We start from the raw sequence: 14854 nt of genomic DNA on the forward strand, positions 1-14854 counted from the left end.
GCTTTTGAGTTCACGCAAGAACGGCCAATCGCCGGTAGCGTTGAGTTATCTACCGCATTCCTTCGGGGCGGGAAAGGAGCGCAACATGAGTGAGTCAGAGCGTTCTGAAGCATTCGGCATCAATTCTGAAACGGGCCTGTCCAGCGGCGATGCCGCGGAACTGGAACAGCTGCGCCGAGAGGCCGCTGCGTTGCGCGAGCAACTCGAGCATGCGGGCGGGGCGCACGCCGGCACGCGCACCGCGCGCGATGTCCATCAGCTCGAGGCCCGCATCGACTCGCTGGCGTCCCGCAACTCCAAATTAATGGAAACTCTTAAAGAGGCGCGCCAACAACTTTTGGCCCTTCGCGAAGAAGTCGACCGGCTGGGTCAACCGCCGAGCGGTTACGGTGTGCTGCTCGCCACTCACGAGGACGAAACGGTCGACGTGTTCACCTCGGGTCGCAAGATGCGATTGACGTGCTCGCCCAACATCGAGGTGCCCTCGTTACGGAAGGGCCAGACCGTCCGCCTCAACGAGGCGCTCACCGTCGTCGAGGCCGGCACGTTCGAATCCGTCGGCGAGATTTCGACTTTGCGGGAGGTCCTCAACGACGGTCACCGCGCACTCGTCGTCGGCCATGCCGACGAGGAGCGCATCGTCTGGCTGGCCGACCCCCTGGTGTCCGAGGATCTGCCGGAGGGCCACCCCGACGCGCTCAACGATGACACCAGGCCGCGGAAACTGCGGCCTGGCGATTCTCTGCTGGTCGACACCAAGGCGGGCTACGCCTTCGAGCGCATCCCCAAGGCCGAGGTCGAAGACCTGGTGCTGGAAGAGGTCCCGGACGTCAGCTACCTCGACATCGGTGGTCTGACCCGCCAGATCGAGCAGATCCGCGACGCCGTCGAGCTGCCGTTCCTGCACAAGGAGCTCTACCGCGAGTACGCGCTGCGCCCGCCGAAAGGCGTGCTGCTTTACGGCCCGCCCGGTTGCGGTAAGACGTTGATCGCCAAGGCCGTCGCCAACTCGCTGGCCAAGAAGATGGCCGAGGTGCGCGGCGACGACGCCCGCGAGGCCAAGTCGTACTTCCTGAACATCAAGGGCCCCGAGCTGCTCAACAAGTTCGTCGGCGAGACCGAGCGGCACATCCGGCTGATCTTCCAGCGCGCCCGCGAGAAGGCGTCGGAAGGAACACCGGTGATCGTGTTCTTCGACGAGATGGACTCGATCTTCCGCACCCGCGGCACCGGCGTCTCCTCGGACGTCGAGACCACGGTGGTCCCACAGTTGCTGAGTGAGATCGACGGTGTGGAGGGGCTGGAGAACGTCATCGTGATCGGCGCCTCCAACCGCGAGGACATGATCGATCCCGCGATCCTGCGGCCCGGCCGCCTGGACGTGAAGATCAAGATCGAGCGTCCGGATGCCGAAGCGGCACAAGACATCTTCTCGAAGTACCTCGTCACGACGCTGCCGATACACACCGACGACCTGGCCGAGTTCGACGGCGACCGAGGTGCCTGCATCGCGGCGATGATCGAAAAGGTTGTCGAGCGGATGTACGCCGAGATCGACGACAACCGGTTCCTGGAGGTCACCTACGCCAACGGTGACAAGGAAGTCATGTACTTCAAGGACTTCAACTCCGGGGCGATGATCCAGAACGTCGTCGACCGGGCGAAGAAGAACGCGATCAAGTCGGTGCTGGAGACCGGTCAACCCGGGCTGCGTATCCAGCATCTGCTCGACTCGATCGTCGACGAGTTCGCTGAGAACGAGGACCTGCCCAACACCACCAACCCCGATGACTGGGCGCGGATCTCGGGCAAGAAGGGCGAGCGGATCGTCTACATCCGCACCCTGGTCACCGGCAAGTCGTCGAGCGCGTCGCGGGCCATCGACACCGAATCGAACCTGGGCCAGTACCTGTAGGGCTGAATGCCCTTGGCGCTCAGTCGAATTCGAGTGAGTAGCTGTTGGTCAGGTTGTCCTGTAGCACTTGCGCGGGCCGGGTCGTCGTGTCCAGACGCAGGGTCTCGGTGAGCACCCGCGGCGCATACGTCCAGCCCTCGGGTAGCTCGAGGCGACCGGCGAGGCCGGGCAGCTCCGATCGCGACAGCGTGGGGTCGGCGACCTGGCTGAAGGTCTGCATGACCCAGCGCCGCCCTTGCGGGTCGACGAGTTCGTAGATCTCCTCGCCGGCGTTGAAGACGAACACCGTGTTGCGGCTGACCTCGTTGGCAAGATAAGGCGCAGGGTTCATCGACGTCAGCTCGACGGTGGCCTGCTTGAGCATCTCGATCCCGCCGAACGTCCTGGTCTCCTGCTGCAGGGGGGCTTCCTTCTCGATGGTGTTCATCAGCCAGTACCGCGGGCCGTTGAGTAACGCTGCGGCGGCGCCGTTTTCGGCGGCGATGGCCTGCGCGTCCAGCGCCGACCACAGCTCGGCGGGACAGTCGTTGAGCGGAAAGCTGTTGTAAACCGTGGCCCGCGGGCCGGATTCGGTGATCTCCACGAGAAGGACTTCGCCGTAACGCATTCCGGACAGGTCGGCCACTGGGTCACTCGCTTTCCGTTGGTGTGATGGCGCCGCGGTAGCGGTTGCGCGCAGCCAGGGCGACGTGCAGGTCGGCGATCAGCGGGTCGAGGAACATGCCCCGGTACTCGGCGTCGTCGACCGCCCGGGCGCTGATGTACATGAACGTCAGCGCGCCCAGGAAGAGGCATATGTGGATCAGCGAATCCGGTACGGGCAGCGTCCATCCCAGCACCGTCGCGGTGCTGACCGACGTGTGTGTCCATTCTTTGAGTAGCGACGGCGTCAGGATGATCAGGCCCAGAACGAGATACATCGTGGCGCCGACGAGGGCCACCACCAGGATCTCGACCAGCTGCGAGGCGGCCAGCAGGAAGATCACGTTCAGGCGTTCGGCCTTCTTCAGCACCGAGCCGGGCGACGGGTCGGCCATCGTGGCGAAGGGGGTCCCGGCCAGGCCCTCGCCGCCTTCGGGCAGCGACGCCGTCGAGCGCAGCAGCGGCCGAACCCGTTCCGCGGTCTTGGACACGACGAACGCCGCGGCGATACCCGCCAGGAAAACGATCGCCAGCGAGAGCCGCTGCCCGTTGATGGTGGCGGCCATCAGCCACACGTAGGTGTTGAAGAACACCAACGCGGTCAGCAACACGATCGGCAGCGCCCGGATCGCGAGTGTGCCGACCGTCGCCAGGTGCTCGAACGTCATGCGCACCGCCCACGCCAGCACCGCGCCGACACCGGAACCGGTCAGCAGCAGCACCAGGCCCAAGATCACGGCGTCGCGCGTCAGTTGGATCGGGCCGCTCTCGATGACCCCACACGCGACCGCGAAGGCCAGCGCCGCCGAGGCGATCGCCGCGCGGGTGCGCCCGCTGGAGACGCGTGAAACCAGCCAGCCGAACAGGACGGCCAGCGGCAGGGCGGCCGCGAGCAACGCCAGGAGCACCCACTGGCGCGTCGTGGGCGTCCCGTCGATGAAGACCTCGTTGCCGTCGCTGACGAAGAAGACGCCCAGCAGGCAGGCCTCGACGGCCGCCCACGCGGCCAGCATGGGCGACGACCGCGGCCACAGCCGTCGCCACCGGCCCCGCGGGGTCAGCACCGAGGGCAAGCCGCGCTCCAAGAACCAGCTTTCGGCCGCGACGGTCGCCGATTTCGGGCGGCCCGCCGTGCGGCGAACAGACAGCTCCACAACGGGTCACCCTAATGCGGCAACCCGTCCTACGCTGGCCGTTCGGACATCGCCCCCGCAGTCGTTGATGCAGAACCCATTTCGACCGCCCGGGTGCCGCACGCCACGAATCCGCGTGCGCTGACGGCTGATTGCCGATGTGGACTGCGCGCCGTTCCCGGCGCCGCTTCTCTCCGCGGCGGTTCCCAAGCGCGGGCCGCCCGGAAGCTTGGAGTCGCCCGGCCTAGGCTGAACGGATGCAACGGATTATCGGGACGGAGGTCGAATACGGCATTTCGTCGCCGTCCGACCCGACCGCCAACCCGATCCTCACCTCGACCCAGGCGGTGTTGGCCTATGCGGCCGCCGCCGGTATTCAACGCGCCAAGCGCACCCGCTGGGACTATGAGGTGGAGTCGCCGTTGCGCGACGCCCGCGGTTTCGACCTGAGCCGCTCGGCCGGGCCGCCGCCGGTGGTCGACGCCGACGAGGTCGGCGCGGCCAACATGATCCTGACCAACGGGGCGCGGCTCTACGTCGACCACGCCCACCCCGAATACTCCGCGCCCGAGTGCACCGACCCGCTGGACGCGGTGATCTGGGACAAGGCCGGCGAACGGGTGATGGAGGCCGCCGCGCGCCACGTCGCCAGCGTGCCAGGAGCGGCCAAGCTGCAGCTCTACAAGAACAACGTCGACGGCAAGGGCGCCTCGTACGGATCGCACGAGAACTACCTGATGAGCCGGCAGACCCCTTTTTCGTCCATTATCGCTGGTCTGACCCCATTTTTTGTGTCCAGGCAGGTCGTGACCGGCTCCGGGCGGGTCGGCATTGGCCCCTCGGGCGACGAACCGGGCTTCCAGCTGTCCCAGCGTTCTGACTACATCGAGGTCGAGGTCGGGCTGGAAACCACGCTCAAGCGCGGCATCATCAACACCCGCGACGAGCCGCACGCCGACGCCGACCGCTACCGGCGGCTGCACGTCATCATCGGCGATGCCAACCTGGCCGAGACCTCGACGTATCTGAAGCTGGGCACCACGGCGCTGGTGCTCGACGTGATCGAGGAGGGCCCGCAGCACGGCATCGATCTGAGCGATCTGGCGCTGGCCCGGCCGGTGCACGCCGTCCACGCGATCAGCCGCGACCCGTCGCTGCGGACCGCCGTGGCCCTGGTCGACGGGCGCGAACTGACCGCCCTTGCGCTGCAACGGATCTACCTGGACCGGGTGGCGAAGCTGGTCGACGGCCGCGATCCGGATCCGCGCGCGTCCCACGTCGTCGAGACCTGGGCGAACGTGCTTGACCAGCTGGAACGCGATCCGATGGATTGCGCCGAGTTGTTGGACTGGCCGGCCAAGCTGCGGCTGCTCGAGGGCTTCCGGCAGCGCGAGAACCTGAGCTGGTCGGCACCCCGGCTGCACCTCGTTGACCTGCAGTATTCCGACGTCCGGCTGGACAAGGGCCTGTACAACCGGCTGGTCGCACGCGGCTCGATGAAGCGGCTGGTGAGCGAGCATCAGGTGCTCGAGGCCGTGGACAACCCGCCTACCGACACCCGGGCCTACTTCCGCGGCGAGTGCCTGCGCCGGTTCGGCGCCGATATCGCCGCTGCCAGCTGGGACTCGGTGATTTTCGATCTCGGTGGTGACTCGCTGGTGCGCATCCCGACGCTGGAGCCGTTGCGGGGCAGCAAGGCGCACGTAGGGGCGCTGCTGGACTCGGTGGATAGCGCCGTCGAGCTGGTGGAACAACTGACGAGCTAAGTGTTGTTAGGCCGGGAAACGTCGGGGTGGACCGGTAGGGTAGAGAAATACCAGCGGGCGCGTTGCGTGGCTTTTAACGAGCCCAGACGAAGCAGGAGGCGGCGATGGCGCAGGAGCAGACCAAGCGTGGCGGTGGTGGCGGTGACGACGACGAAGTCGTCGGCACTACGGCCGCGGGTCAGGAGCGTCGCGAGAAGCTGACCGAAGAGACCGACGACCTACTCGACGAGATCGACGATGTCCTTGAGGAGAACGCCGAGGACTTCGTCCGCGCGTACGTCCAGAAGGGCGGACAGTGACCTGGCCGTCGTCTGATCGCCTGCCCTACAACTCCGCACTTTCCGGAATCCCCGCTGTAAACCCGACTTCGTTCGCTGACCACCTGCGCCGCCAGAACCCGGAATTGCTACCAGCGATCCTCAGCGGCAACACGCCGCCAGTGACTCCCGGAAACCAGCTGCCGCACGGGACGACCATCGTGGCGCTGAAATACCCGGGCGGCGTCCTGATCGCGGGCGACCGGCGCTCGACGCAGGGCAACATGATCGCCGGGCGCGACGTGCGCAAGGTTTACATCACCGACGACTACACCGCGACCGGCATCGCCGGTACCGCCGCCATCGCCGTTGAATTCGCCCGGCTCTACGCCGTGGAACTTGAGCACTACGAGAAGCTGGAAGGCGTGCCGCTGACGTTCGCGGGCAAGGTCAACCGGCTCGCGATCATGGTGCGCGGCAACCTAGCCGCCGCGATGCAGGGCCTGGTGGCCATACCGCTGCTGGCGGGCTACGACATCCAGGCTGCCGACCCGCAGGGCGCCGGGCGCATCGTCTCGTTCGACGCCGCCGGCGGATGGAACATCGAGGAAGAGGGCTACCAGTCGGTGGGGTCAGGATCGATCTTCGCCAAGTCCTCGATCAAGAAGCTGTACCCACAGGTCACCGACGCCGATTCGGCGCTGCGGGTGGCCGTCGAGGCGCTCTACGACGCCGCCGACGACGACTCGGCCACCGGCGGACCGGATCTGGTCCGCGGCATCTACCCGACGGCCGTCACGATCGGCGCCGAGGGGGCCGCTGACGTGTCCGAGGGCCGCATCGCCGAGCTGGCCCGAGGCGTCATCGAAAGCCGTTCACGCGCCGACACTTTCGGCCCGGATGGCGGTGAGAAGTGAGCTTCCCGTATTTCATCTCGCCCGAGCAGGCGATGCGCGAGCGCAGCGAGCTCGCGCGCAAGGGCATCGCGCGGGGCCGCAGTGTCGTGGCGCTGGCCTACTCGGCCGGCGTGCTGTTCGTCGCGGAGAACCCGTCGCGATCGCTGCAGAAGATCAGCGAGCTCTACGACCGGGTGGGCTTCGCCGCCGTCGGCCGGTTCAACGAGTTCGACAACCTGCGGCGCGGCGGCATCCAGTTCGCCGACACCCGCGGCTACGCCTACGACCGCCGCGACGTCACCGGCCGCCAGCTGGCCAACGTCTACGCGCAGACGCTGGGCACGATTTTCACCGAGCAGGCCAAGCCGTACGAGGTCGAGCTGTGTGTCGCCGAGGTGGCGCACTACGGCGAGACGAAAGCCCCTGAGATGTACCGGATCACCTACGACGGGTCGATCGCCGACGAGCCGCACTTCGTCGTGATGGGCGGTACCACCGAGCCGATCACGACCGCGCTCAAGGACTCCTACGCCGAGAACGCCAACCTGCACGACGCGCTGGGCGTCGCGGTGGCGGCGCTGCGCGCGGGGACTGCCGAAAGCTCGAGCGGCGACCAGCCCACGCTCGACGTGGCCAGCCTGGAGGTGGCCATCCTCGACGCCGGCCGGCCGCGGCGCGCGTTCCGCCGAATCAGCGGCGCGGCGCTGGAAACGCTCCTGCGGGAAGTGGATTCGAACGGATCGCAGTCCAACGGCGAGGCGCCGAGCCCCGACGGCGAATCGTCCGACTGAGTCTCCTGCAGCACCACTGGCCCCGCCCGCCACACCGCGGAAGGGCGCCCGATCGTCGCCAATTGCATCCCTGGGCGCGGCTGCTGACCTCCGCGCTGAGACAACCAGTACCCTCAAATGTGTGCAGCGACGAATTATGGGCATCGAGACTGAGTTCGGTGTCACCTGCACGTTCCACGGTCATCGCCGACTGAGCCCGGACGAGGTGGCGCGCTACCTTTTCCGCCGCGTGGTGTCCTGGGGCCGCAGCTCCAATGTTTTCTTGCGGAACGGCGCCCGCCTGTACCTGGACGTGGGCAGCCACCCCGAGTACGCCACCGCCGAATGCGACAGCCTGGTGCAGCTGGTCACTCACGACCGGGCCGGGGAATGGGTGCTGGAAGACCTCCTGGTGGACGCCGAACAACGCCTTGCCGACGAGGGCATCGGCGGCGACATCTACCTGTTCAAGAACAACACCGACTCGGCGGGCAACTCCTACGGCTGCCACGAGAACTACTTGATCGTGCGGGCCGGCGAGTTCTCCCGGATCTCCGATGTGCTGCTGCCGTTCCTGGTCACCCGCCAGCTGATCTGCGGGGCCGGCAAGGTGCTGCAGACGCCCAAGGCCGCGACGTTCTGCCTGTCGCAGCGCGCCGAGCACATCTGGGAGGGCGTCTCCTCGGCGACCACCCGGAGCCGGCCGATCATCAACACCCGCGACGAGCCGCACGCCGACGCCGAGAAGTACCGCCGGCTGCACGTCATCGTCGGCGACTCGAACATGTGCGAGACCACCACGATGCTCAAGGTGGGGACCGCGGCGCTGGTGCTCGAGATGATCGAGGCTGGCGTGCCGTTCCGCGACTTCTCGCTGGACAACCCGATCCGCGCGATCCGCGAGGTCAGCCACGATGTCACCGGCCGCCGGCCGGTGCGGCTGGCGGGCGGGCGTCAGGCCAGCGCCCTGGACATCCAGCGCGAGTACTACACCCGCGCGGTCGAGCACCTGCAGACCCGCGAGCCCGACCCGCAGATCGAGCAGATCGTCGACCTGTGGGGCCGCCAGCTCGACGCCGTCGAGAGCCAGGACTTCGCGAAGGTCGACACCGAGATCGACTGGGTGATCAAGCGCAAGCTGTTCCAGCGCTACCAGGACCGGTACAACATGGAGCTGTCCGACCCGAAGATCGCCCAGCTGGACCTGGCCTACCACGACATCAAGCGCGGCCGTGGCGTATTCGATCTGTTGCAGCGCAAGGGTCTGGCCACCCGCGTCACCACCGACGAGGACATCGCCGAGGCGGTCGAGAACCCGCCGCAGACCACTCGCGCCCGGCTGCGCGGTGAATTCATCAGCGCTGCTCAGGCGGCGGGCCGCGACTTCACCGTCGACTGGGTGCACCTAAAGCTCAACGACCAGGCCCAGCGCACCGTGTTGTGCAAGGACCCGTTCCGCGCGGTCGACGAGCGGGTCAAACGGCTGATCGCCAGTATGTAGCGGAGTCAGTTACTGGTGCTCTGCTGCGCCTGAACTGTGGCCAGCTGGTTCTTGATCGCGCCCGACGCGCCGGCACGGTCCTTGTGGTTCTGCTCGTAGCGCAGCAGGCTGGCCAACGCGCCGGAGTCGGTGAGTCCTTGAACCTCGGACTCGACCTCGCCGACCGTGAGGTCGTCATAGTTGTCGACGGGCAGCTCGTCTTCGCTGAGCCCGCCGGCGAGCACGCGGGCTCGGTGCAGGGTGGACGCGATGCTGCGTGCGCCCCGCCGGGTGGCAATTTGCTCTGCTTGCTGCAGTCCGGCGTCCCGGCCCGTGGTCAAGGAATCCATGGCGGCGTCGGTGACGGTGGCCACGCGTGAGCGCGTGCGGGCAACGGCCTCGGCGGTTGCGTTGATCCGCGCAGCTGTCCAGCGGCTCGGGTAATTGGCGGCCCTGGTGAGTCGGCCCAGTGCCTTCTGCACCGGGGTGGGTCGCACTGCGGTGCTCTGCCCCGCGGCCTCTTGGGCAAGCACCGAGTTGATCCACTCAATGGTTTCTTGATGCGCGGCCTGTAGGCGTCGTGCAAGCATTTGGGTATCGATTTCTTCGGCAGTGTCGGCGAGAGCCTCGAGGTAGGTTGCTCGGTCGAGCAATTGATGTTCCAGGGCCAGGTCGCCGAATAGTGCCGCCGTGAGTGGTTGCCCCTGTTCGACCACGGCTTTGACCAGTGCGGTAACGCGGCCCAGCGCGGGGGTGACGACGTCAGGAACGCCGCCGAGTTCACGCAGCGTCGCAGCGATCAGTCCCGCGCGCTCTTGCGCATTCGCCGCGTTCGTTGTGAATTGTTGGCGCACAGCGTCGTTGCGGGCCTGCGCCAACCGAGTTTGGGCGATCTGAATCTCGGTGTTGGTCAGCTGATGCAGTATGCGAAGTTGGCCGACGAGCTTGGTGGTCTTGGTGTCAGTCATGCTTTCTCCTGAAGAGGTCGGATGTGGCTAGCGCGAATCATGCTGTTGCGCCGTAGTATTAAGGGAATTCGCGGTGACGGAAGCGGTGTGGCCTGCCGCCGTATTCGGCGGCAGGCCACACCAAGATCGCTTACTTGAATGCGTCCTTGACGTTCTCGCCGGCCTTCTTGAAGCTGGACTTGGTTTGGTCCTTCTTGCCTTCGCCCTCGGTGTCCTTGTCGCCAGTGACCTTGCCGGCCTGTTCCTTGGCCTTACCCGCAACGTCCTCGGCCGCGTTCTTGATTTTGTCGGTCATTCCCATGGGTGTTTCCCTTCTGTGGCGATCAGCCGCGAAGCGGCCAACCGTAACGACCCCGAACGAGGCCATTCTGGACTCGCTACCCGGGGTCAGCCCGGACGCGAGAGATTATGTAATTCCCTGCGCTGCAAGGGTTAGACGTCGTTGCGGTGACGGATGCCCGACTTCGCCAGCCCGCGGCTGACCATGTAGCCGATGCTCAGCAGCACGACGTAGAACCAAGCTCGATCCGCCATGAAGTAGTCGGCATGCCCGTCGGTGGCCTTGACCAAGTACGACGCGAGCAGCACACCGACAACAGCGGCAACGAACACGGCGAACTCCGACGTCTTGAACGATGCCTTTGTCTCGTTTCCGGCCCGTGAGCGGACTCGACTGACATCGGCGCCCTCGGCGCCCTCGGCGCTGTAGGCGGTCGGCGCGGCGGTGCGGTGCTGTGCGTCTGCGGGGTTGGCGATAGCCATTTTCATTCCTAAATTTGTGTAAGCCTGTCGAAACGTCCGACCGAGTGTCGGACCCAAACCTCGACAGAGTTTCGTGAAAGTCATTGGTAACAGCACTGTTTCGTGCTGCGATCAAATAACGCTGTTAGTTCGGAAGCGCTGCGATGAAGGCGCGCAGTCACGTCGGAGGCACGCAAGTGGCGCCTCTGGAATTGACTGGTTTTGTTAAATCCGGCTTTGAGCAGATACTAGCGGCTGAGATTTAACCGCCCCGGACTGAGAGAGAACCAACAAGAGCAACGCTACGCGTCGCGAGGCCATTTGGCCACTCCGGCAATTGGATACGGCTTCACCGATTGGGACCTGTAAAACCGGGTACACCTTTGTATTCGGTTGACACGCCAGCCAGTCAGTCAATCACCTTCGCGCCTGCGCGGCATACGTGGTGGCCGTTCTCGACGCCGGATAAGCCTGTTATTTCGATGAGCTACAGCTTGGAGCTGCGGCCGGTGCGCATAGAAGTAATGGACGGCCCCTCCTTGTGCACCTCGTACTGAAGCCCGTCGATCTCCCGGACAAGCTCGGCAGTCACTGCCCGCCTCTGAACGTGCAATGTCACCGCGGATGGGTGGGCCAGGCTAACACCGACCTCGTCAGCGCCCGGGATCGCATGGGCGGCGAATTCAGCCACGTGGGTCAGTGACTCGTCCACCGTCAGCGCATCGCGGCCAATCGGCTCAATCCAGCCTGCAAATCGTCCTCGTCGGCGTCGTGTTGCGCCTGCGTGGGTTCGGACGCATGTGGGGGAACGCGACCACGCTGCCGTCGTATTCAGCCAACGCGCCACTCCTTAGATGCTCATAGGGCCGGCTTAGTGCTGGACCACAGCACGGTCTGCGCCATGGAATGACAGGTGGGTTTCCTGCGCTCGAGTCAATGAAGCCCGCCTGCACCCCTAAGCTGCTATGCGTGGCGACCTCGAAAGTCGAACGACTGGTAAACCTGGTCATCGCATTGCTGTCGACCCGCGGCTACATCACCGCGGAGAAGATCAGGACCAGCGTGGCCGGGTATTCCGAAAGCCCCAGCGTCGAAGCCTTCTCCCGGATGTTCGAGCGGGACAAGAACGAACTGCGCGACCTCGGCGTCCCGCTGGAGGTCGGGCGGGTGTCGGCCCTGGACCCCACCGAGGGCTACCGGATCAACCGCGACGCGTACTCCCTGCCGCCGGTCGAGCTGACCCCGGACGAGGCCGCCGCGGTTGCCGTCGCCACCCAGCTGTGGGAATCGCCCGAACTGATCACCGCCACCCAAGGCGCGCTACTCAAGCTGCGCGCGGCCGGGGTGGACGTCGATCCCTTGGATGAAGGGGCCCAGGTCGCCATCGCGTCGCCGGCCGGGGTGCCGGGCCTGCGGGGGTCCGAGGACGTGCTGGGAATCCTGTTGTCGGCCATCGACTCTCGCCGAGCGGTGCAGTTCCCGCACCGGCCGTCGCGCGCCGAGCCGTACACCACGCGCACGGTCGAGCCGTGGGGCGTGGTCACCGAGAAGGGCCGCTGGTATCTGGTCGGCCACGACCGCGACCGCGACGACACCCGCACCTTCCGGCTCTCGCGCATCGGCGACGAGGTCACCGCGATCGGCCCGGCCGGCGCCGTCACCGTCCCCGACGGCATCGACCTGCGCAAGATCGTCGCCCAGACGGTCGCCGAGGCACCGACCGGCGTCCACGCCCGGGTGTGGGTCGCCGACGGGCGCGCCACGGCCCTGCGCCGCGCCGGAACGTCGGCGGGAGCCCAGCAGCTGGCCGACCGCGGCGGGGAAGTGATCGAGATCGAGATCGGCTCCACCGATCGGCTGGCACGCGACATCGCCGGCTACGGGCCCGACGCCGTCGTGCTGGAACCGCAGTCGCTGCGCGACGACGTCCTGGACCGGCTGCGCGCGCAGGCGGGAGTGTCATGACTCCGGTTTCCACCCGGCTGGTCCGGCTGCTCAACATGGTGCCGTATTTCCAGGCCAACCCGCGGATCACCCGCACTGAGGCCGCCGCCGAGCTCGGCGTGTCGCCCAAGCAGCTGGAAGAGGACCTCAACCAGCTGTGGATGTGCGGGCTGCCCGGCTACTTCCCGGGCGACCTGATCGACTTCGAGTTCTCCGGCGACACCATCGAGGTGACGTTCTCGGCCGGCATCGACCGGCCGCTCAAGCTCACCTCGCCCGAGGCGACCGGGCTGCTGGTGGCGCTGCGGGCGCTGGCCGACATCCCCGGCGTCGTCGATCCGGAGGCGGCGCGCAGCGCGATCGCCAAGATCGCTGCGGCGGCCGGGACCGTAGGACATGACGCCACGGCGGTCGACGAACCCGCGCCCATCGAGAACCGGGCCGCGGCCGCGGTGCGCACGGCCGTGCAGTACAAACACGCGCTGTCCATCGACTACTACTCCGCGTCGCACGACACGCTGACCAGCCGAATCGTCGACCCCATCCGGGTCCTGCTGATCGGCGGCCAGAGCTACCTGGAGGCCTGGTCGCGCGAGGCCGAGGGGGTGCGGCTGTTCCGTTTCGACCGGATCGTGGACGCGACCGAGCTGGGCGAGCCCGCCGCTCCGCCCGCGCCCGCGCTGCAGGCACCGCCGGACACCTCGCTGTTCGACGGTGATCCCGCGCTGCCGTCGGCCAAGCTGCGGGTGGGGCCGTCCGCGTCGTGGATGTTCGAGTACTACCCGATGCGCGACGTGCTCGAGCTGCCCGACGGCTCGTGCGAGGCGGTCATGACCTACGCCTCGGAGGATTGGATGACGCGCCTGGTGCTGGGCTTCGGCTCGGCGGTGCAGGTGCTCGAGCCGCAGTCGCTTGCGCAGCGGGTACGCGATGCGGCGACGGCCGCGCTGGAGTCCTACCAGGCTGTTAACGCCTGAGCCCCGGCGCGGAGCCACCGGCCGAAGGCTGCGCTGCGGTAGCATCGGGTGGACGTCTGGAGGTAATCAAAGTGGGCAGTCTTAGTCCGTGGCACTGGGCGATTCTCGCTGTCGTAGTGATTTTGCTCTTCGGTGCCAAGAAGCTCCCCGATGCGGCGCGTTCGCTGGGCAAGTCGATGCGCATCTTCAAGTCCGAGATGCGTGAGATGCAGACCGAGGGCAAGCCGGAAGCGCCTTCCATCGCAACGCCTGCGGCCACACCGCAGCCCGTGCAGTCCGAGCGGGTCGACCCGCCCGCGGCCACCGAGCACGGTCACACCGAGGCGCGCCCGGCTTAGTCGGGCATCGCTGTCGCGGTGCCCGAGCGCCCCTGACCGAGCGTCGTGAACATATTCAAAACGTCAGCGCGCACCGGCGCCCTGCTGAAGCGCCTCAACCCCCGCAACCGGCGTAGCCGCAGCAATCCCGACGCGACCATGTCGCTGGTGGATCACCTGACCGAGCTGCGCACCCGGCTGCTGATCTCGCTGGCCGCGATCCTGGTCACGACGATCTTCGGCTTCCTGTGGTACTCGCATCCGATGTTCGGCCTGGAAAGCCTGGGCGAGTGGCTGCGCCATCCTTACTGCGCCCTGCCACAGTCGGCGCGCGCGTCGCTGACGCCCGACGGCCAATGCCGGCTGCTGGCCACGGCGCCGTTCGACCAATTCATGTTGCGGCTCAAGGTCGGCATGACGGCCGGCATCGTCCTGGCCTGCCCGGTGTGGTTCTACGAGCTGTGGGCGTTCATCACCCCCGGGCTCTACAAGAAGGAGCGCCGCTTCGCGATCGGGTTCGTCATCCCGGCCGCCGCACTGTTCGTCGGCGGCGCCATCCTCGCGTACTTCGTGCTGGCCAAGGCGCTGGGTTTCTTGCTGACCGTCGGCAGCGACGTGCAGGTGACGGCGCTGTCCGGCGACCGCTACTTCGGCTTCCTGATCAACCTGCTGGTGGTGTTCGGCGTCAGCTTCGAATTCCCGCTGCTGATCGTGATGCTGAACATGGCCGGCATGCTGACCTACGAGAAGCTGAAGTCGTGGCGGCGCGGGCTGATCTTCGCGATGTTCGTGTTCGCGGCGGTGTTCACGCCGGGCTCCGACCCGTTTTCGATGACGGCGCTCGGCGTCGCGCTGTCAGTGCTGCTCGAGTTCGCCATTCAGATTTCGCGGCTGCACGACAGGCGCAAGGCCAAACGTGAAGCCCGGGTTGCCCTTTCCGACGACGAGGCGTCGGAGATCGAGGCGCCGTCGCCGCTGTCCGAGTCGATACCCGAGCCGTCGCTGTCCGCCGGGCAACATGACGACGTCACCTAGACGCGCGCGTCAC

At 66.6% G+C, this 14854-nt stretch carries 15 protein-coding genes; 10 read left to right on the forward strand and 5 right to left on the reverse strand.

What is annotated here, in order from left to right; genetic code table 11:
- Nucleotides 1–85: 85 nt before the first annotated feature.
- On the forward strand, nucleotides 86–1915 hold the full coding sequence (arc, locus tag MRAB57_RS21055; RefSeq protein ID WP_077089062.1) for a proteasome ATPase: 1830 nt from the start codon (nucleotides 86–88) through the stop codon (nucleotides 1913–1915).
- 19 nt (nucleotides 1916–1934) lie between these two features.
- Here arc and MRAB57_RS21060 read toward each other — a convergent pair whose 3' ends face one another.
- Together MRAB57_RS21060 and MRAB57_RS21065 are read right to left on the reverse strand one after the other, a co-directional pair.
- Nucleotides 1935–2522, reverse strand: a complete 588-nt coding sequence (locus MRAB57_RS21060) for a hypothetical protein (RefSeq protein ID WP_245836112.1) — start codon at nucleotides 2520–2522, stop codon at nucleotides 1935–1937.
- 22 nt (nucleotides 2523–2544) lie between these two features.
- Complete coding sequence (locus MRAB57_RS21065; protein ID WP_077089064.1) at nucleotides 2545–3711, reverse strand: hypothetical protein; 1167 nt, start codon at nucleotides 3709–3711, stop codon at nucleotides 2545–2547.
- 236 nt (nucleotides 3712–3947) lie between these two features.
- On the opposite strand from MRAB57_RS21065, the gene dop reads away from it, so the two are divergent.
- The 5 genes from dop to pafA all read left to right on the forward strand — a co-directional run bounded on the left by dop (nucleotide 3948) and on the right by pafA (nucleotide 8880).
- On the forward strand, nucleotides 3948–5456 hold the full coding sequence (gene dop / locus MRAB57_RS21070) for a pup deamidase/depupylase (RefSeq protein ID WP_077089065.1): 1509 nt from the start codon (nucleotides 3948–3950) through the stop codon (nucleotides 5454–5456).
- 104 nt (nucleotides 5457–5560) lie between these two features.
- Nucleotides 5561–5755 carry a ubiquitin-like protein Pup gene (locus MRAB57_RS21075; protein WP_077089066.1) on the forward strand — a complete coding sequence of 65 codons (195 nt, stop codon included), beginning with the start codon at nucleotides 5561–5563 and terminating at the stop codon, nucleotides 5753–5755.
- Nucleotides 5752–6630: a proteasome subunit beta gene (prcB, locus tag MRAB57_RS21080; RefSeq protein ID WP_077089067.1), complete on the forward strand. Its 879-nt coding sequence runs from the start codon at nucleotides 5752–5754 to the stop codon at nucleotides 6628–6630. Before MRAB57_RS21075 ends, prcB begins: the two co-directional genes overlap by 4 nt.
- A complete protein-coding gene (gene prcA / locus MRAB57_RS21085; RefSeq protein ID WP_077089068.1) occupies nucleotides 6627–7400 on the forward strand; it encodes a proteasome subunit alpha in 774 nt (257 codons plus the stop codon). Before prcB ends, prcA begins: the two co-directional genes overlap by 4 nt.
- A 121-nt stretch (nucleotides 7401–7521) precedes the next feature.
- Complete coding sequence (gene pafA / locus MRAB57_RS21090; protein ID WP_108637976.1) at nucleotides 7522–8880, forward strand: Pup--protein ligase; 1359 nt, start codon at nucleotides 7522–7524, stop codon at nucleotides 8878–8880.
- 5 nt (nucleotides 8881–8885) lie between these two features.
- Here the strand turns inward: pafA and MRAB57_RS21095 are convergent, their stop codons facing one another.
- From MRAB57_RS21095 to MRAB57_RS21105, 3 genes are all read right to left on the reverse strand, one after another.
- The gene (locus tag MRAB57_RS21095) at nucleotides 8886–9827 is read right to left on the reverse strand and encodes a hypothetical protein (protein ID WP_077089070.1); all 942 of its coding nucleotides are present in this window, start codon (nucleotides 9825–9827) and stop codon (nucleotides 8886–8888) included.
- Nucleotides 9828–9957: 130 nt separating this feature from the next.
- Complete coding sequence (locus MRAB57_RS21100; RefSeq protein WP_425436771.1) at nucleotides 9958–10122, reverse strand: CsbD family protein; 165 nt, start codon at nucleotides 10120–10122, stop codon at nucleotides 9958–9960.
- A gap of 137 nt (nucleotides 10123–10259) precedes the next feature.
- Nucleotides 10260–10589, reverse strand: coding sequence for a hypothetical protein (locus MRAB57_RS21105; protein ID WP_077090741.1), 330 nt, complete (start codon nucleotides 10587–10589; stop codon nucleotides 10260–10262).
- A 948-nt stretch (nucleotides 10590–11537) separates the two neighbouring features.
- Between MRAB57_RS21105 and MRAB57_RS21115 the strand changes: the two genes are divergently transcribed.
- The 4 genes from MRAB57_RS21115 (at nucleotide 11538) to tatC (ending at nucleotide 14841) form a co-directional block, all read left to right on the forward strand.
- Nucleotides 11538–12533 (forward strand): helix-turn-helix transcriptional regulator, encoded by a 996-nt coding sequence (locus tag MRAB57_RS21115; protein WP_077089073.1) that lies wholly within the window; start codon nucleotides 11538–11540, stop codon nucleotides 12531–12533.
- A complete protein-coding gene (locus MRAB57_RS21120) occupies nucleotides 12530–13489 on the forward strand; it encodes a helix-turn-helix transcriptional regulator (RefSeq protein ID WP_077089074.1) in 960 nt (319 codons plus the stop codon). Before MRAB57_RS21115 ends, MRAB57_RS21120 begins: the two co-directional genes overlap by 4 nt.
- Nucleotides 13490–13560: 71 nt before the next feature.
- A complete protein-coding gene (gene tatA, locus MRAB57_RS21125; RefSeq protein ID WP_077089075.1) occupies nucleotides 13561–13827 on the forward strand; it encodes a Sec-independent protein translocase subunit TatA in 267 nt (88 codons plus the stop codon).
- A 45-nt stretch (nucleotides 13828–13872) separates the two neighbouring features.
- The gene (gene tatC / locus MRAB57_RS21130) at nucleotides 13873–14841 is read left to right on the forward strand and encodes a twin-arginine translocase subunit TatC (RefSeq protein ID WP_425436772.1); all 969 of its coding nucleotides are present in this window, start codon (nucleotides 13873–13875) and stop codon (nucleotides 14839–14841) included.
- Nucleotides 14842–14854 lie beyond the last annotated feature (13 nt).

Origin of the sequence: Mycobacterium rhizamassiliense, assembly GCF_900157375.1 — a bacterium.
GTDB lineage: Bacteria > Actinomycetota > Actinomycetes > Mycobacteriales > Mycobacteriaceae > Mycobacterium > Mycobacterium rhizamassiliense.